General features: G+C 60.4%; 25 protein-coding genes. 7 read left to right on the plus strand and 18 right to left on the minus strand.

All coding sequences use genetic code 11. From position 1 onward, the window contains the following. Positions 1-115: 115 nt before the first annotated feature. The 7 genes from FEZ60_RS17530 to FEZ60_RS17560 all read right to left on the minus strand — a co-directional run bounded on the left by FEZ60_RS17530 (position 116) and on the right by FEZ60_RS17560 (position 7,749). Positions 116-469 (minus strand): hypothetical protein, encoded by a 354-nt coding sequence (locus tag FEZ60_RS17530; protein ID WP_172936610.1) that lies wholly within the window; start codon positions 467-469, stop codon positions 116-118. Further along, complete coding sequence (locus FEZ60_RS17535; RefSeq protein WP_172936611.1) at positions 466-1,173, minus strand: ABC transporter ATP-binding protein; 708 nt, start codon at positions 1,171-1,173, stop codon at positions 466-468. The genes FEZ60_RS17530 and FEZ60_RS17535 overlap by 4 nt, the downstream gene beginning before the upstream one ends. Continuing rightward, positions 1,170-1,883, minus strand: a complete 714-nt coding sequence (locus FEZ60_RS17540; RefSeq protein ID WP_230590008.1) for an ABC transporter ATP-binding protein — start codon at positions 1,881-1,883, stop codon at positions 1,170-1,172. The genes FEZ60_RS17535 and FEZ60_RS17540 overlap by 4 nt, the downstream gene beginning before the upstream one ends. Continuing rightward, the gene (locus FEZ60_RS17545; protein WP_172936612.1) at positions 1,861-3,984 is read right to left on the minus strand and encodes an ABC transporter permease; all 2,124 of its coding nucleotides are present in this window, start codon (positions 3,982-3,984) and stop codon (positions 1,861-1,863) included. The genes FEZ60_RS17540 and FEZ60_RS17545 overlap by 23 nt, the downstream gene beginning before the upstream one ends. Further along, positions 3,984-5,366, minus strand: a complete 1,383-nt coding sequence (locus tag FEZ60_RS17550; RefSeq protein WP_202026128.1) for an ABC transporter substrate-binding protein — start codon at positions 5,364-5,366, stop codon at positions 3,984-3,986. Before FEZ60_RS17550 ends, FEZ60_RS17545 begins: the two co-directional genes overlap by 1 nt. A 228-nt stretch (positions 5,367-5,594) precedes the next feature. After that, positions 5,595-6,368, minus strand: coding sequence for an SDR family NAD(P)-dependent oxidoreductase (locus tag FEZ60_RS17555; protein WP_172936613.1), 774 nt, complete (start codon positions 6,366-6,368; stop codon positions 5,595-5,597). A gap of 73 nt (positions 6,369-6,441) precedes the next feature. Continuing rightward, a complete protein-coding gene (locus FEZ60_RS17560; protein WP_045064720.1) occupies positions 6,442-7,749 on the minus strand; it encodes a cytochrome P450 in 1,308 nt (435 codons plus the stop codon). 275 nt (positions 7,750-8,024) lie between these two features. Here FEZ60_RS17560 and FEZ60_RS17565 point away from each other — a divergent pair, with 275 nt between their 5' ends. After that, positions 8,025-8,624 (plus strand): TetR/AcrR family transcriptional regulator, encoded by a 600-nt coding sequence (locus tag FEZ60_RS17565; protein WP_116103642.1) that lies wholly within the window; start codon positions 8,025-8,027, stop codon positions 8,622-8,624. A 180-nt stretch (positions 8,625-8,804) separates the two neighbouring features. Beyond that, the gene (locus tag FEZ60_RS17570) at positions 8,805-8,996 is read left to right on the plus strand and encodes a ferredoxin (RefSeq protein ID WP_141485083.1); all 192 of its coding nucleotides are present in this window, start codon (positions 8,805-8,807) and stop codon (positions 8,994-8,996) included. A gap of 49 nt (positions 8,997-9,045) precedes the next feature. On the opposite strand, the gene FEZ60_RS17575 is transcribed toward FEZ60_RS17570, so the two are convergent. From FEZ60_RS17575 to FEZ60_RS17625, 11 genes are all read right to left on the minus strand, one after another. Beyond that, the gene (locus tag FEZ60_RS17575) at positions 9,046-9,654 is read right to left on the minus strand and encodes a hypothetical protein (protein ID WP_172936614.1); all 609 of its coding nucleotides are present in this window, start codon (positions 9,652-9,654) and stop codon (positions 9,046-9,048) included. Between the two features lie 50 nt (positions 9,655-9,704). Then, positions 9,705-11,012 (minus strand): MlaD family protein, encoded by a 1,308-nt coding sequence (locus FEZ60_RS17580; RefSeq protein ID WP_242484623.1) that lies wholly within the window; start codon positions 11,010-11,012, stop codon positions 9,705-9,707. Beyond that, positions 11,009-12,118: an MlaD family protein gene (locus FEZ60_RS17585; RefSeq protein WP_092803289.1), complete on the minus strand. Its 1,110-nt coding sequence runs from the start codon at positions 12,116-12,118 to the stop codon at positions 11,009-11,011. The genes FEZ60_RS17580 and FEZ60_RS17585 overlap by 4 nt, the downstream gene beginning before the upstream one ends. Then, positions 12,115-13,221: an MCE family protein gene (locus tag FEZ60_RS17590; protein ID WP_172936615.1), complete on the minus strand. Its 1,107-nt coding sequence runs from the start codon at positions 13,219-13,221 to the stop codon at positions 12,115-12,117. The genes FEZ60_RS17585 and FEZ60_RS17590 overlap by 4 nt, the downstream gene beginning before the upstream one ends. Beyond that, a complete protein-coding gene (locus tag FEZ60_RS17595) occupies positions 13,218-14,270 on the minus strand; it encodes an MCE family protein (protein ID WP_051730288.1) in 1,053 nt (350 codons plus the stop codon). Before FEZ60_RS17595 ends, FEZ60_RS17590 begins: the two co-directional genes overlap by 4 nt. A gap of 7 nt (positions 14,271-14,277) precedes the next feature. Continuing rightward, positions 14,278-15,315, minus strand: a complete 1,038-nt coding sequence (locus FEZ60_RS17600; RefSeq protein ID WP_033231769.1) for an MCE family protein — start codon at positions 15,313-15,315, stop codon at positions 14,278-14,280. Next, positions 15,312-16,634: an MCE family protein gene (locus FEZ60_RS17605; protein ID WP_172936616.1), complete on the minus strand. Its 1,323-nt coding sequence runs from the start codon at positions 16,632-16,634 to the stop codon at positions 15,312-15,314. Before FEZ60_RS17605 ends, FEZ60_RS17600 begins: the two co-directional genes overlap by 4 nt. A 3-nt stretch (positions 16,635-16,637) precedes the next feature. After that, the gene (locus tag FEZ60_RS17610; RefSeq protein WP_033231770.1) at positions 16,638-17,492 is read right to left on the minus strand and encodes an ABC transporter permease; all 855 of its coding nucleotides are present in this window, start codon (positions 17,490-17,492) and stop codon (positions 16,638-16,640) included. After that, on the minus strand, positions 17,493-18,290 hold the full coding sequence (locus tag FEZ60_RS17615) for an ABC transporter permease (RefSeq protein ID WP_230590015.1): 798 nt from the start codon (positions 18,288-18,290) through the stop codon (positions 17,493-17,495). 990 nt (positions 18,291-19,280) lie between these two features. Beyond that, the gene (locus FEZ60_RS17620) at positions 19,281-20,441 is read right to left on the minus strand and encodes a thiolase (protein ID WP_033231772.1); all 1,161 of its coding nucleotides are present in this window, start codon (positions 20,439-20,441) and stop codon (positions 19,281-19,283) included. Further along, complete coding sequence (locus FEZ60_RS17625; protein ID WP_033231773.1) at positions 20,438-21,631, minus strand: OB-fold domain-containing protein; 1,194 nt, start codon at positions 21,629-21,631, stop codon at positions 20,438-20,440. Before FEZ60_RS17625 ends, FEZ60_RS17620 begins: the two co-directional genes overlap by 4 nt. A 319-nt stretch (positions 21,632-21,950) precedes the next feature. On the opposite strand from FEZ60_RS17625, the gene FEZ60_RS17630 reads away from it, so the two are divergent. The 5 genes from FEZ60_RS17630 to FEZ60_RS17650 all read left to right on the plus strand — a co-directional run bounded on the left by FEZ60_RS17630 (position 21,951) and on the right by FEZ60_RS17650 (position 25,997). Further along, positions 21,951-22,754, plus strand: coding sequence for a TauD/TfdA family dioxygenase (locus FEZ60_RS17630; RefSeq protein ID WP_172936617.1), 804 nt, complete (start codon positions 21,951-21,953; stop codon positions 22,752-22,754). A gap of 23 nt (positions 22,755-22,777) precedes the next feature. Then, a complete protein-coding gene (gene fabG / locus FEZ60_RS17635) occupies positions 22,778-23,497 on the plus strand; it encodes a 3-oxoacyl-ACP reductase FabG (RefSeq protein ID WP_230590010.1) in 720 nt (239 codons plus the stop codon). Between the two features lie 82 nt (positions 23,498-23,579). Continuing rightward, positions 23,580-24,440, plus strand: coding sequence for a mycofactocin-coupled SDR family oxidoreductase (locus tag FEZ60_RS17640; protein WP_033231775.1), 861 nt, complete (start codon positions 23,580-23,582; stop codon positions 24,438-24,440). 83 nt (positions 24,441-24,523) lie between these two features. Next, entirely contained in the window at positions 24,524-25,489 is a 966-nt protein-coding gene (locus FEZ60_RS17645) for an alpha/beta hydrolase (protein ID WP_172936618.1), read from the plus strand. Between the two features lie 4 nt (positions 25,490-25,493). Beyond that, entirely contained in the window at positions 25,494-25,997 is a 504-nt protein-coding gene (locus FEZ60_RS17650) for a DoxX family protein (RefSeq protein ID WP_033231776.1), read from the plus strand. The last annotated feature ends 3 nt before the right edge of the window (positions 25,998-26,000 follow it).

Genomic DNA, 26,000 nt, shown 5'->3' on the forward strand with positions numbered 1-26,000 from the left:
ATGGGCTTTCCACCACGATGTTTCGGAACACCGTGGTTGCAAAAAACTTTCACCAGCACACGGACGCACCCGTCCGCAGGCGAACTACCGCGAGGAACAACGGCAGCTGCTGCTGTCAGGGTTGAATATCGCGCTCGGAGAGTCGATCTCCCACCAGGCTCAGGTCGTATGACTGCCTGGCCATCCAGAACCTGAGGAATCCGGTAATGGAATAGCGGATGTACAGTGCCGACCCGCTCACGCCGAGTGAAATCCCGATGAGGGCAAGAATGATCGCGTCGCGCTGCACCAAGGGATCGGAAGTGTTGTGCGAGAGAAAGTACGACGCGATACCCAAGGCCGGACCGATCACCATCAGCACCAGTCCCAACCTGAGCCAAAGGGCGGATCGGCCGGCGGAGGGATCGGGAATTTTCTGTTCGGCCAACTCGCGAGTGAAGCGGTCGGCGCGGGTTTCAGTCGCGGTCATGTGACACTCCCAAGGTAGAGGGCAGCTAGTTCGGAACGCAGTGAGCCATCTGGGCTGCCCTGCTTCTGGATCCGGCCACGCACCAGAACTGCTGCGTGATCGGCAAATTCGAGCACGGTGTTCGCGAACTGCTCGACCACCAGTACGGCGACACCCGCTCTGGCAATCAGGGCGACCTGCTCGTAGAGTTGGCCGACGATCAACGGCGCGAGCCCCATCGACAACTCGTCGAGGAGAAGGACAGCGGGGTCCGTCGCGAGACCGCGGGCGAGCGCGAGCATCTGCTGCTCACCGCCGGACAGTGTGCCTGCCGTCTGCGATGCGCGCTGGGCGAGGATCGGAAACCGAACAAACGCGATCTCCTCGATTTCCTCGCGCGTGCGACCGGTGAACGTCATCATGAGCAAGTTGTCCCGGACGCTCAGGTTGGGAAACACTCCACGGCCTTCCGGGATCAGGCAGACACCGGATCTGGCCAGATCCCGAGGACGAATCCCACTGACATCGCGCCCTCCAACCACGAGTTGCCCCGAGGTGATCGGATGAACTCCGGCAGCGACTCGCAGAGTCGTCGTCTTCCCGGCACCGTTGGGCCCCAGCAAGGCAGTTATCTGACCTGGCGCCACACTGAGGTCGATCCCGTGCAGAACCGTGATCTCGTCGTAACGCGCTCGTACACGCCGCAATTCGAGGATCGGATTCATGATCCCCCCAGATACGCTGCCAGAACAGCGTCGTCGCGGCGGATCAGTTCGGGCGGGCCGACGGAGATGATCTTCCCGAGATCGAGTACATACACCTGGTCGCACACGTTCATCACCAATTCCATGTCATGTTCGACAAGCAGGACAGCCATCCCCTCCTCCGCCAGAGAGCGCAAAATCAGCGAGAACCGCTCTGTTTCTTCGCGGTCCTGACCTGCGGCGGGCTCGTCGAGCAAAAGGGTGGTGGGATTCACGGCCATTGCTCTGGCCACCTCGACGAGGCGACCCATGCCGGTGGACAAGGAGTCCGCGGTTGTCGTGGCAACCAGTCCTAATCCGAGTCGATCGATGATGTCGTCGGCGACGGATCCGGCCTTGCGTCGCTGCGACCCCAGTTCCGCGGCAACCAGGAGGTTGTCGCGGACGCTGAGTCGGCCGAAGAGTTCCAGTCGTTGAAACGTCCGCGCCAGACCGTGTTTCGCACGCCGGGACGGCCCGGCTCTGGTCACGTCGCGGCCACCGAGAAACACCTTTCCCGTGGCCGGCTTGCGGAGCCCGGAAATGACGTCGAACAGCGTGCTCTTGCCTGCCCCGTTCGGTCCGATCAGTCCGGTCACGTGACCACGCTCCGCCTTCAGCGAGACCCCGGAGAGCGCGCGTTGACCGCCGAACATCACCGTGATGTCCTCAACTTCGAGCTGCGACTTCACGACTGAGCACCTCCCCGTCTTCGGCGGTCCATGGGCGCGATATGCCCCACAACTCCACCGGAATTTCCGGCTCCGCCGGAACCTGACGATGCCGCGCTTCGGCCCAACTGCGGGCGGCCAATGCCCCGATCACTACGCCCACCACGAGTACGTACCCGTTGACGACGTCATTGACACGCAAAACCCACAGCGCTGCAATCCAACCCAGCAAGACCGCCATTACAAGGCGGTCCCGGAGAGCCGATTCCCAGCGCCGGCGCAAGCTCGGCACAACTCCGTCGTCGACCGCTCCGGAACTGTAAGCGAGGCCGGCAGCAGCGGGCAGCGTCTGCACGAGGTTGGCGGCCGCCGGCCACAATGCCACGATCGCGTTCAACGGGCCGGCAATCATCGTGCCCGTGAAGAGCCCGTTACCCACAACTCCCAGGCCACCCACGACAGCGATCAGGAAAATACCCAGCCCGGCAACAAAACTGAACTGTTCGGCGGTGACCGACATCAGTTGCATTCCGTACAGCGCCCCACCAAGCCCCGCAATACCAGCGGCAAGCGCAAACACCAGCATCTTGGTCAACAGCAGACTGCCCCCGAGGGTCGCGAAGGCAGCCTCACTGTCGCGCAGCGCAATCAACCGGCGGCCGAGTCGCCCGCGGCGCAACGCGGCCACGGCGATCGTGACGAGGGCAAGACAGATCGCGGAGAACACCGTCAGTTCTGCCGGAGTATTCACCTCTAATCCGAACAGTCGTGGGCCGACCAAATCCACTGAGCCCTGGTCGAACAGCACGATCTCGACTCCGAACACCTCGAAGGACGGGATCGTGAATATCCATCGGTCGAAGACGGCCGCAATGGCCGCCGTCCCGAGTGCCAGGTAGACACCATTGAGCCGGAGCGCGGGGATCGCGATGACCGCTCCGACAATGCCCGCGATGACCATCACCGCCAAAAGCGCCCACCACTGCCCATTTCCGCCCAAGCGTGCACAGACAATTGCACCCACCCCCGCCATGGTCAACTGCGCAAGTGATATCTGACCGGCGTAACCGACAAGTGGAACGAAGGACAACGCGATCACGCCGAACGCGAAGATCTGTCCGTAGGTGATCAGATCACCTTCACCCAGCACTGTGGCCAAGACGAGACCGAACGCGACGATCACCCCGGCGAAGGCTAACGTCCCTCGAACGCTCGGTAGCGGAACCGCACTGAGGTGACGGTCGCGTCCTCGAAGTCGCCCGTGCGGAAAGAGCAACAGCGCGAGCAACAGCAATATCGCCGGCGCCGCCAGCCGCAGACCTGGGAGGTACGGATTCTGCGGGAGGTAGCCGGTCAGATACGCCTCCATGCAGCCCACGACAATTGCGCCGACAAATGTCATGGGCAGGCTCTTCAACCGACCGAATATCGCTGCGGCATAAGCACTGACGATGACCAGCGACAGTTGGGTCGCGTCGAGCGCAACCATCGGAGCGATGAGGATACCGCCGATTGCGGCCAACACGGTTCCCAGAATCCAGGCAAACCGGTTGGCCCGTACCGGATCTGCCCCGGTAAGTCCCACCAAGGCACGGTCATCGACGGTCGCTCGCATTTCGGTTCCGGTTCGGGTGCGCAGCATCAGTATTCGTAGAGACACCGCAACGGCGATCGCCACCACCAGTGTCAAGGCTTGATGCCAACTGATTGTTGCTGACCCGATGTGAAAAGAGTTCTGCTCGGCAAAGAACCTGGGAAGCGAGCGAGCTTTGTTCGGATTCCAGATCCATCGGGCGAGCGCAATCAGACCGCTCAGCAACGCGATCGTCATCACCAGCTTCTCGGCCTCGCCGAGAGCCTGAACCGGCCGCACCAACAGTTCGACGAGAAGCCCGAAAGCCGGTGCAAGAACCAGAAGTACGGTCGCTACCGACAACCACACCGGCCAGCCCCACCCGACACTGAGCTGCCAGTAGGAGAATGCCGCCATCATGCCGGTCGCGCCGTGTGCGAAGTTGAACACTCCGGTGGTGGTGTAGGTGACCACCAAGCCGCTGCCGATGATCGCGTAGATCGCGGCCGTGCTCAGACCGACGATCCCGAAGGTGACGAATTGTTCCATTACTCGAAATCGCCCATGCTCATACCGACGTCTGCCAGTGTCATCGGCGTGCCGAAGTCGGCGACCAACTTGCGAGCCGGGATATCGCAGCGGTAGAGACCGTTGTCGGGATTGAAGTCTGCTGCCTGCCAACCGTCCGACGTGGCCTGTTCGACATTGAAGCACGGCTGCGGTGGAATCGGATTCGCCAAATCGTTTGCGGCATGCAAACCGCCTCCGGTCCAAGCAGTCTCGGCCGTCGCTGCCTTGTAGAGGCAAGCACGGGTAAGTTCGTCGCCACAACTGGCAGCCGACTTCGCGAACAGCAGCCACGATGACATCGCCCGCATCGCCGGGAGTGTGATCTGCGCATTCGGTGCGTACTTCTCGTACAGAGCCTCGAGCTCCGCCACCGCAGGCTCGTCACTTTCCAACGGCGCCACACCACTGAGATCTACGAGGTTGTTCTGGAAGTCGGCGGACTTCCCCAGCAGTTCGATGAACGACGCGTTGTAGGCGTTATTGTTGGCATCGATCCAGTCGAGCTTGTAGTCCATGTTGGTGAGGACCTCTTCGAGCTTGGCCAACTGACCGAACTCACCCATGAAGATCAACCCTTTGACGCCCTTGCTCTTGATTGCTTGCGCGTACGGAGTCCAGTCCGACACACCCATCGCCGGATACAGCTCGTTGTAGACCAGCGTGGCACCGGCGGCCTCGAGGGTCTCAGCGGTAACGCCCGCAATCGCTTTGGTGACAGCGGAATCGCCGTTGATCATTCCCACCGCACCCTTCGAATCCGGATACGCCTCGTTCACCACCCAGGTTCGGAAACCGTTGTAATTGTCATAGCCCGGGATCTTTGCGGGAGATGCACTGACTTCGAGATCAGCTCCGGCAGAACGCTCTTGGACGGCCTGAGCTGGGAAACTCGGCAACATACACGTCAGCCGGTCCTTGACGCCGAGAGCATCCAAGGCGGCGCCACCACCGACGAGCGCAAAGTCGTCACGACAGGCTTCGACCATTCGCTGACGAACCTCCATCAGCTTCGCATCGCGGGTGGTAGCGACCACTTTACGACCGTTGATACCTCCGGCGTCGTTACACCAGGACGTGAAAACTTTTGCGGCTTCCTCGAATTCGGCATTCTTGGTGAATCCCATGTCCGAGAAAACTCCAACGTCGATCTCGTCGGCAGTGACACCTTGAGCAGTGCCGCCTTGGGCGTCCCCAGACTGACAGACGTCCTGGAGATCACCGAAGTCGCCAGATGCAGACTGTGCGGTAGCCCCCTCACCACCGCCTTCGATGTTCTCGCTGCCGCCGCTCTCGCGGCCACTACATCCGCTGACAAGAAGTGCTGTCGCCGCGACGGCAACAAGTATTCGCTGTAGTTTCAACCGTTCCTCCTCGTTACTTGGCCCCACGGGCCGACCGATACAGGCTGAAGAGACCGGCGGACGCCGGCGGCGTGAGTGCCAAGGCCACGGGTGGGAGAGGCAGCGCGCCTAGATGAATTCGGACCGAACCCCGTGGCCGGTGGATCTCCGACGAGCGAGGGTCGAGTAAGTCGAAATCTGAACGGAATCGTACTGTGCCACTGGAAAAGAAACCAGGAAACGGACAATTTACATATACCAACCTCCGTTGACACCGATGAGCTGTCCCGTGATGAAGCCCGCGTTGTCTGTACAGAGGAACGCGCACGCCGCAGCCACATCACTGGGCAGTCCGGCACGACGGACCGGCGTCATACTTGCGATAACGTCGACGCCGGGAAAATCTCCGTCCGCTTCGGACTTACGAGCCATCGGGGTATCGATGATCGACGGCGGGATCGAGTTGACGGTAATCCCCTGCGGCGCAAGCTCGAAGGACAGTGCCTTAGTAAGTGCGATGACCCCACCTTTGGACGCTACGTAGTGGGCCATGTTCGGCGCGCCCGACTGAGCGCTCGACGACGAGATGGTGACGATTCGACCCCACCCGGCTTCGATCATGTCGGGAACAACTGCCTGGATGGAGGTGAAGGTTCCGGTGAGGTTGACCGCGACGATATGGTCCCACTCTTCCGCACTGATTTCGGTTACCGGTGTGAACGTCTCGACACCCGCGCTGGTGACGATGATCGAGATCGGGCCGAGTTCACCGCGTACCGCGTCCATGGCCGCCCTGACACCAACACGATCGGTGACATCCACTTGGTACGCCATGGCCTCGGTGCCGTCCGCACTCAACTTCTCGGCAACACGTTGCGCTTCGTCGATATTTCTGTCCAACAATGCAACTCGGTGACCCCGCTCCGAAAGAGCCTGAGCCACAGACAGCCCGATACCCGATCCAGCGCCGGTCACGACCGCCACACGGTCGTTCGCGGAGGTCCCCTGAGTGGATGAAGTCATGTTGTTCTCCTTGTTCGTCAACGAGTTTCAGTCAACGGGTGCTAGTTAGTGGGTGCTAGTCAGTGGGTGCTAGTCAGTGGGTTTCAGTCATCACGGATTCCGCCGACGAGGATTCCGTCGCGGGGGTGTAGTCGAGATGCAGCGCCTTGAGGCCCCGCAGAATGTATGTCGGTTCGTATTCGTACGTCCGCGAGTCAGCTGGTCCGTGCTCGGCCTCGGAAATCCGAATGTCCTTCAGTCGATCCAGAAGTCGAGTGATGCTGACACGTGATTCGACGCGGGCCAGCGGACCACCCGGGCACGCGTGTATTCCTCGACCGAAAGCTATGTGCTCGCGCGCATTCTGCCGTTCGATGTCGAACGTGTCGGGATCTTCGAACCTTTCCGGATCACGGTTCACCGCACTGTTCAAGATCATGACGATGGTCCCGGCCGGAACATCCATGTCGCCAACAGTTGTCGGGTTCTTCGCAAGCCTGAAGTCGCTCTTGACCGGACCCTCCATCCGAAGTGTCTCCTCGACGAAATTGGGTATACGTTCCGGTTCGTCGCGAAGCAGTTGCTGCAGTTCGGGATTCTCGGCGATGAATCGGAAGGACGCGGTCAACAACCGCGCCGTCGTGTCCTGGCCGGCAGCGAACAAGAAGCACGCGACGTGCACGAGATCGACGACCTCCGGAGTCGAGCCGTCGGGATACTTGGCTGTGGCGATGGCCGTCAGAACATCGTCGCGCGGTTCCCGTCGACGGTCCTCGATGTACGACGTGAATCGCTCTGCCAGGAACTCGAGCGGATTGCTCGTGAAGGCCTCGGACTCGTCGATCGAGCCCGCCTGTTGCGCGCCGAGCGTCACGCGAAATACCTGATGGTCCTCTTCCGGTACACCGAGCAGGTCAGCAATGACAAGCAGCGCAAACGGTTGCGCATAGTCGCTCATGAGGTTGCACGAGCCCCGGGCGATGAATTCGTCGATCTGGCGATCCGCGAGCCGCCACATGAACTCTTCGTTCTCCGCCAAACGCCTGGGCGTCAGCAGTCGCTTCAACAACGACCGGTGCGCCGCGTGCTGCGGCATGTCCATGGTCACCAGATGCTCGTGCAGCGGGAAATGATCGCGGTACTGCTCGATCAGAGCGCCGAGGTCGTCACCCTCGGGTTCGAACGGCAACCCGGGGAAGGGGCCCGTTGCCGAAACACACGACGAGAACACCTCGGAGTCGCGGTACACAGCAGTCGCCGCGTCGTACCCCGTCACGGCAACAACACCGTGGTGTGGCTCTCGCACGACGGGACACTGCGCGCGTAGGGATTCGAAGTACGGGTACGGATCATCCACGATCGACGGATCGGTGAAGAAGTCGACCTGATCGATTTCAGTCATTACGGGTCTCCTGTGTCGGAAAGCAGGGCATTGACGTCTTTGGGGCTAGGCACGTGTGTCGGAAGGCAGCGCACCCTCGGGACGGGCGGGGTCGACGGGCATCCAGGCGAGCCGAATTGTCGACGCCGCCTGGCAAATGCTGATCAGTCGATCAACATAATGCTGAGCATATGCGTAGCTTAGGGTGTAGGCAATGGTCTAGCGGAGTTTTCTTCGCATTAGGCTGTAGCGAGAACCGTTCACATGACCAGCCTTTGACGCTTAGGGAGCCACGGATGACTTCGCCACGCAGAATCGGCGCACCTGATGCAAAAAATCGAGCACTCCTCCTCGACGCCGCAGAACAAGTCATGCTGGAAGAGGGGTATGCGGCGGTCAGCTCTCGCCGCATCGCAAAGAAGGCCGGGCTGAAGCCGCCGCTCGTGTACTACTACTTCCGCACGATGGACGATCTGTTTCTCGAACTGTTTCGTCGCCGCGCGGTAGAAGGTCTCGAGCGTCAGGCCGAACTACTGAAATCGCCACAACCCCTGAGAGCACTGTGGGAGTTCAGCATCGCAGCGGAGGGCACCGCCTTCACTATGGAGTTTGTCGCCCTCGCCAATCATCGGAAAGTCATCCGGGCGGAAATCGCCGACTACTCCGAGCGATTCCGCGCAGCTCAACTCGAAATAATGGGAAATGTGTTGCAGGAGTACGGTATCGATCCGAAAACATGCCCGCCCGCCGCAGCGCTGGTATTGATCACAAGCTTGTCACGCGTACTCGTGATGGAAGAGTCACTCGGCGTTTTCGGTGGGCACGCGGAGACCTTCGCCTTGGTCGAGGAGTATTTGGTTCGACTCGAAGGCGAACGGATCGAAGACACGAATTAGACACAGCCCTAACCCTTTTGGGGCTTGCAATCTCTTCTGCGAAGGTACAGTATCCAAGGTGGTGGATGACTTTACATTCACGCGGGTATGCGTTCCGATCCGCTGGAACCAATTTCGTTCGCGCACTCAGTGCAACACGGCATGGATTCGAGCCGTGAACTTGATCAGGGAGGACTCCGGATGCGCGTCGTCGTCGACAAGAATCTGTGTGAGGCAAATGCACTCTGCGTGGAAAACGCGCCGGATGTATTTGCCCTCGACACCAACGAGGAATTGGAAGTAACTGCCGGCCAGGTACCGCACGACGCCGAAGACCGAGTTCGCACGTCGATTGCACAATGTCCCAGAGCGGCTCTCTCCGAACGTGAATGAGTGCGGAGCGGGGCCGTCCAAGTGGCATCCCCGCTCCCCGCTCGCGGTGTCACGGTAGATCCACCTTGCCGGCGAGCCAGCGACCGTCCACCAGGTTCATCGTCATCACGACTCGACTGCGGTCGATCCGCGGATCAGGTGCGACTGTATTGCTGACGGTCTGGTCGATGAACAACAGGACCTCGACTTCCGTAGCGGTCGCCGATTTGATCCCGGCATCGATCACAACTCCCTGAGCTGCGGCCTTGTTGTCGACCAGCAGTTGCTTCAACTGTTCACTGGACTGGGAATACATGTCCTTGAATTCCCCGGTGGCTCCGTCGAGTACGGCCGCAAAGTTCTGATCGAGCGAATCCGAACTCACACTTGTCAGAGTCACCGCGTACTGGCGCGCCGCATCGAGTGCGGCGGCCGCTGCCGAGTCGACAGCGCGCGCTTCGTGTAGCTTCCAACCGAAAACTGCTGCCATGGAAAGTGATATGGCCACCACGGCTGCAATCACAGAGATTCCGACTACTCTCCCCCGTCGGCGAACGCGAACCTCCGGCTCCGTGTCGCTCGACCCCACATCACTCTTGCCCTCCGCTGCGGATTCGTCTACTTCCGGGTCCAGATCTGCAGCCTTGTCGATTGTTGTCGTCGAACCGCGTTCGCTCATTTTTCCTTCTCCTCTGCTGCGATGTTCCTGTTTCAACTGCTCTTCCGCGTTCACCCCGGTGGACTCTGTTCGAGATCAGGACCTCCATAGGGAAGTGGAATCGATTGAGGCCCAATCGGTGTCGGCGACGCTCGCGTGTCGGGTGCAACACCGGCAGGCGGGCCGGCGGTGTCGTCACCTGGTTGACGTGGCGCATTCCGAGCGCCGCGGACAAGCACCGACGGGTCATCGTTGTCGCAATACGTGTACAGGTACGGTTCCGGGAAATCCGGAACCGTCGCCGGTAGACGTGGCAAGTCGTAGTCACACGAATAGCGCGGGTAGATGTTGACAAACGCCCAGATTCCACCGTCGTGAAAAACAGATGTGAGTGCTTCGAGTGTGGAGCCTTGACGGTATGTCGGGACGAAGAACTCTTGCAGCGCAGGTACGTTCAAGTAGGCCATCTGGGCTACCGTCGTCAGATTGCCGAGGAGCTGAACCATTGTCGGCGAGTTGTCGGCGATGAGCGCGTCAATCGACTTCAGAGTCGACGGCATACCGTCGAGGAACTCACGAAGCCCCGTGTCCTTCGCTTCGACGCCGAGCAGAAGTTCCGACAGATTGCTCGCAGTACTGCGCAGCCCAGGGCCGCTGTCACCAAGTGTGCCGAGCAAAACCTTGCTGCTGCGCAGAAGGGTTGCCGTCTGCGGTAATACCGAATCGAGCGTCGAGACGAGGAAGGCGCCGCCGTCGAGTATCGCCGACAGTTTCTTCGGCCCTTCCGGTCCGACGCCGAGTTCCGCGACGATCATCTCGAGTTCGGCAGGATCGATTTGCGCCAGCATGCCGTCGAGGTTTCCCAACATGGACGCCAGCGGCACCGGGGTCGACGTTTCTTCGGAAGAGATTTCCGATCCGTCGACAAGATACGGACCACTGTCGGTGGTAGGCCTGAAGTCCAGATACTGTTCGCCTGCCATCGACAGTCCCGCCACACGCACTTCACCGCCCAGTGGAATCTCGACACCCCCGTCGATCTCCGCGACGGCAACTACACCACTGTCGGTCAACTCGACCGAATTCACCTTTCCCACAGGAACTCCGCGGAGCATCACCTCCTGCTGCGGCAGCAGCCCGCCGGATATCGAAAAATGCACGCGCACGGTAATCTTCGAGCTGATCGGGCTCAGGTGAAAGACCCCGAAGGTCAGGTACACCACGCCGACAACCAGCGTTGCGGCGAGTGCAACCACCGACATTGTGAGTCGGTGAGCGCTACTGAAGCGGACCGCGCTGACGAGAGCTGCCGCGGGGACTTCCGACAGCCGCGCAACCGGGCCCATCTCACCCTCACCGTCAGGGATCTGCTTGTTCATCGGCCGGTCCCCAGCACTCTGCCCTGCAACCGCATCAGCGTGTAGGTAATCGTTCCCACCAGCGCATCCCAGTCGCTCGAATCCGGAAGTCGGCTGCCAGGGTCAGCGGGATGGTTCGGATCCGCAATCGCCCCGATAGCGAGCTGTTCCAGGTCGGCATTGACATGGGCGGACGTCGAGTTGGTGATCTTGAGGAGTGGCGGCAAAAGCCTGTTGACGGCTGCGAGGCTCGCGTTGGGATCGGTTGCCGCGTCGTTGAGTTCTGCAGCGATTGTGTTGATGTCGGCGACCATCCCGCCTGCGCCGGTACCGCTCACCGACGGGAACTTTCCCACTTGACTACTTACCTGCGCCACCTGTGCGAGCAGATCAAGCATTTGCGCAGTGTTGGCGTTCAGAGTGCCGAGCGCCGGACCGGCTGCCGAAATCGCGTCGTCGATCGACGATTGCTGCTCCGACACCGTCACGAGAAGCTGATTGGTCGACGCAAGCGTCTCACGAATCTCGTTGCTCCGGCTCGACAGTGTCCCGATCAGAGCGGTCGATTCACCGATCAGGTCCGCCATTTCCTCACCTCGTCCGCCGACAGCTTCTCCGAGCCCGTTGACAACCTTCGTCAGGTTGCGCAGGACGCCTCCGTTGATCAAGAACGACGATGTGGTGAGGAGTTCTTCGATCGTCGCCGCAGACGAAGTCGACGCAATCGGGATGCTGTCTCCGTCGGACAGAAGAGCACCGTTCGACGCAGGTCCAGGCGGGGGTTCCACTGCGACAAACACGTCTCCCAGCGGTGTCGCCGACCGCAATTCCGCGCCGGCCCCGACCGGCAGGCTGATGCCATCCTTGATCCGCATCGTGACTATCGCTTCGTAGTTCTGCACTCTCATCGCTTCGACCTCGCCGATGTCTGCGCCTTGGAGTTTCACCTTCGCTTGGGCGGGCAGATTGAGTGCATTGTCGAAGACCGCGTACAGCGTGTAGTAGTCCCCGGAAACTCCAGGTGCCGGCAGCGGGAGACTCTCTAGCCCCACACCACACGCCGCCGTGGACAGCATCAGACCGGCGCATGCCCCGGCGGAAACAACCCGCCACCCTCGGGGCGTCATCGCGGCAACCCCGCCAAGCCCTCGAGCATCCCGGAGATCCCGAAGTCCGGGCCGAAATCTTCGAGTGTTCCCGTGCTGCAGCCAAGCTGACGCAGGCCGAGGACATTGCAGATCTCCTTGACCAACTGCCCGTCGAGAAAGACCTTTTCCAGCTGAGCGTGCACCCTCGCACCGCCGTTCTCCTGATCGATTGCGTTGTAAGCGTTGTCCATCAAAAGTGGTGTGACAGTAAGAAATTCAGAAAGTTCACGCCGATAGTCGGCCAATGCGGTCACCACGGTGTTTGCGTTGGTCACTGTCGATTGCAGAGTTCCCTGGTTGGCCGCGAGAAGTTTATCTGCCTCGACAAGGATTTCGTTGAGCTTGGTACCGGTGTCCCCCGAGCCCAAGTCCGCCTCACCGAGCAGATCACTCACTTGCGTCAGGGCTGAACCGAATTCACGAATGTCCTGATCATTGTTCGCGGCAACGGAAGTCAAGACTGCAAGATTGTCCACAACAGTCGTGATGGCATTCTGTGTTTGCGCGCCGCCGTCGCTACCCAGTTGCAGCGCCGACGCCAACTGGCTCAGTGACGACTTGATGGCTTGCCCGTTCCCGTCGACCATCGCGCTGCCGATCCCGAGTAGGTCAGCGACCGGGCCGGAACCCTCTCCATCGCCCTGCAACTCGATCGCCATCTTGTCCGCCATGGCGATCAGTCGATCGAATTCGACGGGAGTCTTTGTTCGGTCCATCGGGATGATGTCGCCGTCCGTCATCACCGGGCCGTCCCGGTATGGCGGAGTGATTTCGACATGACGGTCGGTCAACACCGACGTCGACACAGTTACTGCCTGCGCAGTTTCCGGGATCTTGACTCCGCTGTCGAGGCTCATCGTTACTTCCACCACGGTGCCGCGGGGGACGATGCTGGTCACCGAACCGATCGGAACGCCGAGAACCGAGACGGAGTTCCCTTCGTACAGTCCTGCGCCACTGTCGAATTGCGCCGTGACGGTGATCGTATTGTCCATCGAGGTTGCGCTGCGAATACCCGAACAACCGGCAGTAGCGAGAACAACTACCAACGCGACCTTCGCTATCGATATGAGAGATCTCATTTGCAGTCCTTCAGATAGGGCGGCAAGTTCATCTCGTTTGCATGGCCGCTGACAGCGCACATCCACGAGTCGATGAAAGGCCCAGCGGGGGCCGTGAAATCGACTTCGTTGGCGGTCCCGGAGGTATTGGCGAAGTTGCGCAACGGAACCGGCAGGATCTCCAATGTGTTGCGCAGCAGATCGTCATTGTTGCTCAGGCTTTGGAGCAGGCCATTCAGATTGTTGATCAGTTCGTCGATTGCCGGACTGTCATTGACAACGACGCTGTGCAGTTGGTCTACGAGTGCGGTGGTCGATACGAGTAGTTGGTCGACTACTTCCCGTCTGGCGTTGATTTCAGCCAACACGTCACGGCCGTTGCGCACCAACTCACCCAGACTGTTCTGCTGCCCGCGGATTACAGTTGTCACCTCACTTGTACTGGTCAGCAGCGAACCGATCTGTCCGCGCCGTTCGGCCAGCACCGAAGACAAGTTCTCGATGTTCGCGAGTACCTGCGGTACGAGCGCAGGTGTGCCCTCCAGTTGATCGGACAACGTGGTAAGTGTTTGCCCGATCTTCTCCGCGTCAACCTGCTCGAATGTGGTGGTCGCATTATCCAGTGTCTGCTGCAGATCGTAGGGAACTTCGGTGTTGGCCAACCCGATCCGATGATCGGCAATGTCACCGCCACCGCCGGGACGGATCTCGACGTATCGCGATCCCAACAACGTCGTCAACTTGATGGAAGCTGCGGTACCGGCTCCCAGTGAGACACCCTCGTCGATCTGCATGGTCACGACAACGTGATCTCCTGCGAGTCGAACACCATCGACGGTTCCCACTGGAACACCCGCGATGGTGACCGCGTCCCCCGCGCTGACTCCGGCGGCCTGAGTGAATTCGGCGTCGTAGCTGACCTTGCCGATTCCCGCGGATGTAACCCAGAGGGCAACGACCATCGCGATGGCAAGACCTGCCACCGTCAAGACCCCGATCCCCAGTGCACTGCGATCCTCGAGGGGCTTACGCAGTCTCCGAGCGTAATTCGATGTGGCTTCTCTGATCATCTTTCGCTTACCTGCAAATCTTCGACTGGGTAATCTGACCACCGGGCGTCGACTGCGCAACGATCGCGGGGATCACGGCACTGATCGCCGGGACGAGGGTGACATTGAGATTGCACAGGTACGTGTTGATGTAACTTCCGTCCTGGCTCGCTCGCGCAAGCCCTTTCAACATCGGCGGTAAGTTGAAACCGAAGTATCCGAAGGTGTCCTTGTTGTCCAGGAAGTGCTGGGCGAAACCCGGTTCTCGAGTGAGGAACTCACTCAGGTCTGGGGCGACGTCGCTCGACAGTGTCGCTACTTGATCGGCAACGAGCGCGATCGAATCCAACGAGTCGACCATTTCGCCGCGCCTGGCTGCCAGCTGTTCGAAGATCGTCCGTGCCTGCGTGATCATCGTGTCGACGTTGGTGCTCTGCAGTGCGAGGCTGTGAACGATGCCGTCCAGATTGACGATGATGTCGCCCAGAATCTTGTCCGGGCCGGCAAACGACTCGGCAAGGGTCGACGTCTCGGATACCAATGTGGTGATCGATCCGGAATCACCTTGCAGTGCACTGACAATCGCGGTTGTGACATTGTCGATCTGCTGCGGATCGAGCACGCTGAACAGCGGTTCGAAACCATTGAGAAGAATCGAGATGTCGAAGGATGGTTCCGTGTTCTCCACCGGAATCTCGTCCCCACTCACCAAAACTCGAGGTTCCCCCTGCTCACCGAGGGACAACCCGAGATAGCGCTGTCCGATGATGTTCTGATACGTGATCGCGGCTTTGGTGTTGCCGTACAGCGCTTGGTCCGATTCGATCCGAAAAGCCACCCGCGCGAGCGTTCCGTCGAGACTGACCGAATCGACGCGCCCCACCCGAACCCCAGCCATCCGCACGTCGTCGCCGGCGCGTAATCCCGATACGTCGGTGAAGACCGCGGTAAAGGATTTAGTCTCGCCCTGAACACCGCGCTGCAGTGTGACGAACACCGTCCATGTGAGGCCACAGGAGATCAGCAGGAACACGGCGATTCCGATCAAGGGTTTTCGATAGCTCATCGGATCCCCTGCTCGAGTTCGAGTGGCACGTCGGGTTCGGGTGTCACCTGCACGGTGTTGCCCCGGGCCAACGGTCCGAGGATGAACTCGTCGGCAGGGGTCGATTCGCCTCCCAGAAGATCGCCCAGAAGTTCCTTCTCCTGGGCACTTCCGACCGGACCGACATTCCCTCCGGACGTCGGGGCAAAGTCGAATTGACGGGCAACGCCGTCAGCTACCACAGGTGGCGCGGCGGTCTCCGGCGCAGTCGCGCAACTCGGACCGGCCAACTCACCGTAGCGGGGACAATCGGCGCGGGTGTACATCTTGTGCGGTGTGAATTGGAACAGGAATTTTCCCGTCGCGTTCTGCTGACCCACCGGCCAGAACTCGCTGAACCACTTGTCGGATATGACTTTCATCCGCGTGACGATGGGCGCGAATTCCGTACTGCCGTCGGCAACTACGCTGAGAACCGGTGAAAGTTGTGTGGTGATAGCGACGATCTTGTCCGTGTTGTTGTCGAGAACGGAACCGACTTCCGACAGTGTTGTCGAACCGGCAGTCAGCAGCGCGGTCAACGCGGCATCCTTCTGTGCCAAGGTCCGCATGGGTACGACGGAATGGTGTACGGCATCAACGAGGTCGGGTGCAGCTTCTTGGAGACCGCGGATGGCGGAGGACAACGCACCCAAGCTGGAAGGTTCACCGTTCGGTGTGGTCAACTCACCGAGTTCGGCGGCAATTCGGCGGAGTTGCTCACCCGCAGTGACGATATCGGCGCCCCGACGGTCTGTTGCCGCCGCAACGGCCGCGAGCATTCCGAGTGTGCGATCCGTCCCGATACGTGCTGTAGCAGAGACGATTTCACGGAGTTTTGTCAACGCGGTCTGCAACTGTACCGTCGACAGACTTTCGTCTTGCGGGATTTCCGCGCCGGGCGACAGCGGGGGGCCGCTCCCGTTGTCGACCAACTGAACGGACGACACGGCAAAGACGTTGCTGGGCACAACACGAGCGGTCACGGTTGCCGGAATCCCGGCCGCGTACTCCGGTTTCAGAGCGATGTCGACATACTTCGACTCGCCGCCGCTCGATGTATCCACACCGTTCACCACTCCGACCAGCACGCCTCGAAATTTCACGTCCGAGCGCGCAGGCAATCCGTCCCCGACATCGGCAAGAACCGCTGTAACCTCGAATGCCTTGTCGAAGACTCCGTTCATTTTCGCGATCAATCCGGTGATCAGCAGCGCCACGACAATCAGCGCACCAACACCGTGCAGGAGAAGTGTTGTCGCAGAGGGGCCTCGGCCGTCGGCTTCGAACAGTATCGGCATCAGCTACCCACCGAGCCTTGCCCCGGAGCCGATGCCCCAGAACGCTACCGTCAGTAGCAGATTGACGACAATCATCGCAGAGATGCTGGCACGCATCGCTCGGCCGGCGGCAGTCCCGACCCCTTGTGGGCCACCGGACGCGAAGAAACCGTAGTAGCACTGAATGGTAGAGGTAATAATCACGAAGACAACAGCTTTCACCAACGAGTAACCGATGTCCGTCGCGCTGAGAACCAGGCGGAAGTAGTGCTCGTAGGTACCTGTCGACACCCCACCCGACAGCCCGATGACTACCTTCACCGCAACGTAGTTCAAGGCGAGGCAGAGTAGATACAGCGGCACCACCGCAACCACGGATGCCATCAGCCTCGTTGTCACGAGATACGGAATAGGACGGATCGCCAGCGCTTCCATCGCGTCGATCTCCTCCGAGATCCGCATCGCACCCAGTTGCGCTGTGAAGCGGCATCCTGCTTGCGCGGCAAAAGCCAACGACGCCATGATGGGTGCCAGTTCCCTCGTTGTTGCGGTCGACGCGATCATCCCGGTCGCCGGCTCCAAACCGAGCAGATGCAACGCGTTGTAGCCTTCGATTCCCACGATCGCCCCCGCCGCCGCACCCAGAACGATGATCACACCCGCCGTTCCGCCGCCAACTACGATCGAACCGTTGCCCCATGTGACATCGGCAAGAATCCGCAGAAATTCCTTCCGGTAATGCCTCAAGGTCCAGGGAACTGCGGCCAGTGCCCGGCCCAGAAAGGTGACCATGTGACCCAGACGCATGACAACTGTTGCCTGCGCCGAGACCACCTTGACCGCTGACCTCATACCCGGCGGGTAATACCGCGATGCCATCTAGAAACCCGTCCGCGGGAACATCAACACGTACAACTGTGTCAGGACCACGTTCACGACCATGAGGAGCAAGATCGACGCCACCACTGTGGCATTGACCGAGTTGGCAACGCCTGCGGGTCCACCGCGAGTGGTAAGTCCCTTGTGGCAGGCGACGATTGCCACGATCGCGCCGTAGAGCACTGCCTTGATCATCGTCAGGAAGAAATCACCGACGGTGGCAAAGGATGCAAATGTCGACACGAAACTGCCGGGAGTGCCGTTCTGGACAAAGGTGTTGAACAGGTAGCCGGAAAAGAATCCCACAAAACAGACGAGCCCCGTCAGTGCAACACCAACCGTAATCGCCGCTACAAGCCTGGGCACCACAAGCCTGCGGATCACCGAAATCCCCATGACCTCCAACGCATCGATCTCGTCGCGGATCTTGCGAGATCCGAGGTCAGCGCATATCGCCGATCCCGCTGCCGATGCCATGAGTAATGCAGCGACCATCGGAGCGCCCTGTCTGATCACCGCGAGGCCACTGGCAGCGCCCGCCAGGGATGTCGCACCGACCTGTCCGGCGAGCAAGCCGAATTGAATCGACAATGTCACGCCGATCGGTATAGCGACAAACAGAGTCGGAACGGCGGATGCCGACGCCATGAAGGCCGTCTGACGCACGAACTCCGCTACTGGAAAGCGGAATGTCGCGATGTCGATCACCAAGTACTGGATCGCACGAAGCCCGAGAACGCATTGTCCACCAACCGTTTCCAGTGCGGCAACGGGATGCCGTCGCGTATACCCGTGCATCCAACTCGTGATTTCACTTGATGCAGAACGCTTCTGGCCAAAACTTCGATCTGGGATCTCCATGGATCTTCCACTTTCCGTTCGCCCACAAGTTCAGTCCGCCGCCGCATACGAGAGTGGGCACGCATTGCGTCGAACCTGCCGTCACCGCTACCGAGTGATCTTCCACCTTCCGAACTGAGCATTGCCCCCGAAAGATGATGACCACCTGTGCGGATCTCAGCTTTCACACTAAAATGCTGAGCACCTTCTTAGCACGAGTTGCCGAATGAGGTCAAGATCACAGTGGGTACCGAACCTTCGTCGCCGAGTGCGCATTACAGTATTTCCCCCGTCGAACACACTGAAACACCGACTCTCACAAGGCGAATCGACACCAGGAGCGCGACCCCACCTCGATCACTGCAATGAATCAGTGTCTATTGCAAGGCAATCGGTAAAATCCGCGCCCGCCGCCGGCCCAGCAAAAATTCCGTCACGTCACCCACGGACACTGCTACCCCCTCGAGAAATGCGCGGAACGGAGATCAACCCACCCGGGCTCGGCTTGCAACGGCAAACCCTGCCGCAGTAAATCTGGCTGAGCGGCACCTGGCTGAGCGATCATAAAACTAGACACTATTGCGCAAAGTGTCAAGGAAAATGGTTCTGCGCAGGTCCGCACGTCGATGAATGCCCACGTCACCGGAATCGAGTACCCAGGAAGGAAGAAACACACAGACGATTATCGAGATCTTCGGCGCCACTGGTGAAAACGCCCGACACGGGCCACGACAACAAGACCAGCCGCCTGGCGTGTGAACACAGGCGGCTACGGCAAATCTCGAGCTATCGACACAGTCGATCAGCTTTCAGTTGCACTGCAAAAGAGCACCATTGACGACGCGCTCACACACCATGTCGGTGATTCGCGCGTCGCCTTCTGGGCAGCAGCGGGAGAGCGTCGCTCGACGCTCGCCCACTGCCTGAAGTTCTCGGTACTTATTACTGTCAGACGTTCGGCCCCTCCAAAATGGTCACTGCTGCAACGGCTGTCGGTCCACCGACGTTGTGTGCCAAACCGATCCGGGCACCGTCAACCTGATTGACGGCATCACCGCGCAACTGTTCGAACAACTCGACGCACTGCGCGACACCGGTTGCTCCCGGCGGGTGCCCCTTGGCGATCAGACCTCCACTCGGATTCACCGGTATGGAGCCGCCGATTCCGGTAGCTCCCGATTCGATGAGTTTGAACCCCTCGAACCGGTCGGCGAAGCCGAGATCCTCGTAACTGATCAACTCGATGCCGGTGAAGAAGTCGTGTACCTCTGCGACATCCACGTCGGAAGGGGTCATGCCGGCCATCGAAAAGGCCTGCTTCGCAGCGCGAACCGTGGCGGGGAACGACGTCATGTCACGCTTGTGCTGGTGCATGACGGAATCCAGGCCCAAGCCGACGCCGCGGATCCAGACCGGACGATCGGTGTATCTCTCCACGACGTCTTCTGCCGCCAGCACCAACGCTGCCGCGCCGTCGCTCTGTGGTGCGCAATCGTAGGCGCTGAACGGCGTCACGATGGTCGGTGCGTTCAGAGCTTCCTCGATGGTGATCTCGAACCGCTTGCAGGCCTTCGGGTTATTGACGCCGTGAAGATGATTCTTGACGGCCACCATGGCCATATGCTCCCGGGTGGCAGGAGATTCGTGCAGGTAGCGACGCACGTGCAAGGCGAAGCCGGCCGGAGCCACCAGACCGAGCGGGTAATCCCACGCCATGTCGCGGGCCATAGCTTCCCACTCCCACAGCATGTCTTTGGACGCACTCTCGCGGAGTTTGTCCGCTCCTACGACCACCGCGACGTCGAAGGCACCGGACGCGATTCCGAACAGCGCGTTGCGCACGGCATCATGGCCTGTTGCACAGGAGTTTTCGATGCGTGTTACGGGGATGTCGGCCAGGCCGAGAGTGTCCGCGAGAATGCCGGACGGAAAGCCGTCTGGAGTTCCCATCGCACCGAACCAGGCCGCCTGCAGATCGGACTTGTCCAAGCCCTTGTCGATACTGGCGGCGCATTCGGAGAACGCCATGGGCAACAGGTCTTTGATACCCAGGGTGAAATGCTCGGCAAAGGGTGTCATCCCCGCGCCGACTATCGCCACGTTTCTCATACCGCCTCCTGCTCGATCAGAAATGCTGTTTCCGGTTCGAATGCGTATCCGTAGTCCGGCACCCCGGAGCGGATCGCCACCCGGCGTAGAACCATCCGGCCACGATCGCCGAGATCAACAGTTCCCGGTTCGACGCCGGTCACCTTGACGAGCGCTCGAACGTCGACGTCGTCGAGTTCCACGATCACCAAGGAGTAGGGAGTCTTCAGTCCGGGAACCGGAACATGCACGGTTACTTCGGTATACACCGACCCGGTACGTGGTAGTGGCACAAACGTGTAGTCCGTCTGCAGCGTGCCGTCGTTGTCGACCCGATAGCGAGGGGGAAAGTCCAGGTCGTCGCTGTCCTCGTATTTTCCCGCTTCCCACCGGACTTTTGCGTCGAAGGCACGCTCGTAGGCTGCCAGCGAAATCGGAATATCGGCGCCCGGCACGAACTGGCCTTCCACTTTGGGACGCGGCGCGGGCTCCCGGCGGTGTACCTCAGCAGTGCCGTCCGCGACCCGGACTCCCGAGAGGCTGGCCTGCTCGACACCGACGAGCGATCCGGTGCTTCCCGAATCGACCATGGCAGCAAGGGCAAACAGACCCGAACTCGCGCCGAGTGTCGGTAGCCGAACCGGCTCTGCCGCGCACAACGTCGTGGCCTGCTTGTGCTCGACACCGGCTACCGCAACCGGTGCATCCACCCACGCAGCTGACAGCGATGCAACAAATCCGCGTTCCTTGAGCAACCGCGGATCGCCGTAATCATGCACAACGCCAATGGAGTTACGAGTACGCACCGGAAGGCTGCGCGACACCCGAGCAGCGGTGCGGACTCGCAGTCCGTGGTCCGACGTCAGTACGGCGGCTGCCCCTGCCGGTTCAAGGTCGACGCCGATGATCAGTGTCCGCGGCCGAGCATTACTGACGGCATCGAGCGTTGCGGGTGCGCCGCCGAGGCGCTCGACCACCTCCAGCTCTGGATCGAGTCCGAGTCCGGCCAGCAGAACCGCGGCATTACTACTTTCCAGCAGCGGCAGATCCCGGCTCACCAGAATGACGTGTTCTACGGAGGTGCTGGTGCTACACGCCGCTCTGCCGGCCTCGACCGCGAGAGTAATCGCGTCCTCGTCGTCACCCGGCACGCGGGAATCCGACGTTCCCCAGCACGGTAGGTACGTCCCTATCGAAGCGATGTATGACATGCCAGTCTCCCCGTAATCGTGAAAATCGCTCAGAACTTCAAGCGAGAGCAGGTACGCGGTAAATCAGGAGGTCACTCCTGATATCCATCGAGTGCATCTCGCCTCCCTCTGATTTGAATACGTCATTCTCACAAATGAGAATACTGCATTCTCGCTCCGGGAATTGTAGCAATCAGACAGACTCTCGCATAGCCCCACAGGAACGAACCGCGTTCCCCGATCGCCGGACTTCCACCCGAGTGATCTGCCCTTCTTCGACTCTTGCGGGCATCATGAAGGCGAGAGTATGGTTCTCATAAATTGAAGGGAGATTCTTCTGATGGAGACTAAGGCGCTCAGCCCGGCATTGGGCGTAGAGGTCAGCGGTATCGACAGCTTGGACGACGAGGCTGTAGTTGCGAGATGCCTGGAGGCATTGAAGTGGCGCGGGGTACTGCTCATCCGCGGTTTGCACCTCGACGACGAGGCTCAGGTCGCATTCAGCCGCAAGCTCGGACCGGTATTGGCCCCCGCGGGCAAGGAAATTTTCAAGGTCACGCTCGACCCGGCCAAGAACCCGTCGGCCGAATACCTTCGGGGCACGTTCAATTGGCACATCGACGACACCACCAACGACGTGCCGGCCAAGGCGACAATGCTGACGGCACGGCACGTGGCCATGACTGGCGGTGGCACCGAATTCGCCAGCACCTACGCGGCTTACGAGAACCTGCCGGAGCAGGAACGTAAGCGTTACGACGATCTTCGCGTCGTACACAGCTTCGAAGCTGCGCAGCGACTTATCGAGCCGAACCCCACGGACGAGCAACTTGCATCCTGGCGCCGTCTGCCCACCCATGAATCATCCTTGGTCTGGGAACACCGCGACGGACGCAAGTCACTCGTCCTCGGCGCAACGGCTGACCACGTCGTCGGAATGCAGCCCGACGAAAGCCGGGCGCTCCTCGACGAACTGCTCGCATGGACCACTCAGGAGCGCTTCTCCTACAGCCATACGTGGGAGGTCGACGACGTAGTCATCTGGGACAACACCGGAATGCTGCACCGCGCACTTCCCTACGACCCCAAGTCGGAGCGAACGATGCACCGCACCACCATCCTCGGCAATGAGCCGTGGGCATGAGCGAATCCGCGAACGGAGAAAACGTGAGTACTCAGATCACGCGAACTGCAGTTGTCACCGGTGGCAGTTCGGGTATCGGCCGCGCTGTCGCAGAACGCCTGCGCGCCGACGGTTACAACGTTGCCACGATCGACCTCACACCCTCGGACGAAAAGTACTCGTACACAGCTAATGTCACGGACCGCGCGCGGTTGGACGAGGTTCTGGCGGAGATCCGCACCGAGTTGGGTCCCGTCACCATTCTGGTGAACGCAGCCGGCCTCGACGGATTCCAGCGATTCACGAAACTGTCGTTCGACGATTGGAAGCGCGTCCTCGACGTCAACCTCGACGGCGTATTCCACTGCTGCCAGGCGGCGCTCCCCGACATGCTCGAAGCCGGCTGGGGACGCATCGTCAATATTTCGTCGTCCAGCGCGCATTCCGGGCAGCCGTTCATGACTCACTACGTCGCGTCCAAGTCAGCGGTCAACGGACTCACCAAGTCCTTGGCGCTGGAACTCGGCCCCGAAGGAATAACCGTCAACGCCGTGCCACCGGGATTCATCGACACCCCGATGCTGCGTACGGCCGAAGGCAAGCGCCTCCTGGGCGGCACCGTCGAAGACCACATTGCCAAGACACCGGTTCGGCGCGTCGGCCGACCGGAAGACATCGCCGCAGCCTGCGCGTTCCTCATCTCCGAAGAGGCCGGCTACATCACCGGTCAGATCCTCGGCGTCAACGGCGGCCGCAACACCTAAGTCCTTCCGCTGCACGCGTGGCAAATAACACTGTTGCGCAACCAGTTTGAACAACCCAACACATCAAACGAAGGGATTCACCATGGGACGCGTTGAAGGCAAGGTTGCGTTCATCACCGGCGCAGCACGAGGTCAGGGCCGAAGCCATGCGGTTCGTTTGGCCGAAGAGGGCGCCGACATCATCGCCGTCGACATCTGCGCCGACTTCGATTCCATCACCTACCCGATGGCCACTCCTGAGGACCTCGAGGAGACCGCTCGTCTCGTCGAGAAGCACGGTCGCCGCATCGTCACTGCCAAGGCCGACGTCCGTAAGGTCGACGAACTGCGTGCGGCACTAGAGCGCGGCGTTGCCGAGTTGGGTCACCTCGACATCGTTGTCGCGCAGGCAGGCGTCGCCGGAATGCGCGGCGAACCGGATATCGCGGCCTGGTCCGACACCGTCGACACCAACCTCGTCGGCACCATCAATGCCATCCAGGCAGCGCTGCCCTACCTGGGCAAGGGCGCCTCGATCATCGCCACCGGTTCGACGGCGTCCATGATCGACACCAGCAAGGTCGATGTACCAGGTAAGGACCTCGGCGGAGTTGCCTACGTGTTCTCCAAGCGTGCACTCTCCCACTACGTACACGAGCTGGCGACGCACCTCGCACCTCGCGGAATTCGCGCAAACGTTGTGCACCCCACCAACTGCAACACCGACATGCTGCACAACGAATCGATGTACAAGTCATTCCGCCCCGACCTCGAGAACCCGGGCCGTGAAGACGCTGTGCTGTCCTTTCCGGTTCAGCAGGCAATGCAGATCCCGTGGGTCGAGCCCGAGGACATCAGCGAAACCGTCCTCTTCCTCGCGTCGGAGCAAGCTCGTTACGTCACCGGCATGCAGATGCGCGTCGACGGCGGCGGCTACCTGAAGTCGTACGACTACCACATCTGATTCGAGACTTCGCCTTCACGAAACGCATTCGTGAAGGCGAAGTTTCAATGCTCACCCTGCTCGCTATTTTTCAGGACGGATACATGAGCACCACGAATACCGTAGTAGCCAGTTCGGCTGGCACAATCGCTTCAGACCCCGTTCCCGTACACCGGATCGTCGATGTCGACGGTATTCCCATGTCCGCGTTGCTGATCGAGGTACCAGAACCGCGCGCAGTCATTCTCGCTGTGCATGGCGGAGCAACAAACTCTGCGTACTTCGACTGCCCCGGGCACCCCCGTCTGTCGCTGTTGCACACCGCAGCAGCCCTCGGATTCACCGTGCTGGCGCTCGACCGGCCGGGTTACGGCAGCTCGAATCCCCATGCGACCGAATTGGTCGATCCCGATGTTCGCGTCGATGTAACGTATGCGGCGCTCGAGCGTCACCTCGAGGGAATCGACCGCGGCGCAGGAGTATTCGTATTGGCTCACTCCATCGGCTGTGAATTGGCCACCAGGTTGGCCGCGGACGATCGCGGAGACGCCTTCCTCGGAATCGAACTCTCCGGCACCGGCCGAGAGCAACAGCCCCTTGCCCAGGAAATCCTGGGCGTCACCGCCCGCAACGCCGATCCGATCGCCGTGCGCGAGTTGCTGTGGCAGCCGAGTCGGCTGTACCCGGAAGAACTGTTCGGCGGTCTTCCGATCGCATCCCGGACACCGAAGTACGAGGGTGACGTGGTGCGAAGTTGGCCCCGCGAGAACTTTCCGAATCTTGCTGCACGCGTGAATATTCCCGTCCATTTCACTGCAGGCGAATACGAGCATGTGTGGCGTAACGATCCCGAGGCGTTGCTCACCGTCGCCGAGTTGTTCACCGCTGCGCCGAGAGTAGTCGTGGACAAGCAGTTCGACGGTGGACACAACCTCAGCCTTGGCTACACCGCGACTGCATATCACCTCCGCGTCTTGGCGTTTGTCGAGGAATGCATCGCCGGCCGATCCGAATTCGCAGACCTGACAACAGACGACAGCACGGCCGCGCACGCGAGCCACGGAAGGTGACCCCATGAATTCCGCAGATGTTGCACTTCTACTGATCCGATTGGCCGTGGGCTCGACCATGATTGCTCACGGAGTCAATCACTGGGTCGGTGGCGGAAAGATCGAGGGCACGGCTCGCTGGTTCAGCGGACTGGGACTACGCAACGGCACATTCCAGGCCTGGATGAGCGTGGTCACCGAAGTCGGTGCCGGTGTCTTGCTGATCGTCGGATTCCTGAATCCGTTTGCCTGTGCGGCGGTCATCTCGGTCATGTTGGTTGCCGGGATACTGGCACACCGCCCCAACGGATTCTTCATCTTTCGTGACGGCTACGAGTATGTGATGGTGCTCGCGCTTGTAGCGCTCGCCGCAGCCATGCTCGGGCCAGGCAGCATATCGCTCGACGGCGCACTGAACATCGAACTCTCCGGGTGGGCAGGTGGCGGTATCGCCCTCGGAGTGGGCGCGGTCGGCACCGCCGTACTTCTCGGCTTGTTCTGGCGGCCACAGCTACAGGAGGTTTCATGATCA

The organism is Rhodococcus sp. MS16 (genome assembly GCF_013277795.1).
Classification (GTDB): Bacteria; Actinomycetota; Actinomycetes; order Mycobacteriales; family Mycobacteriaceae; genus Rhodococcus_F; species Rhodococcus_F globerula.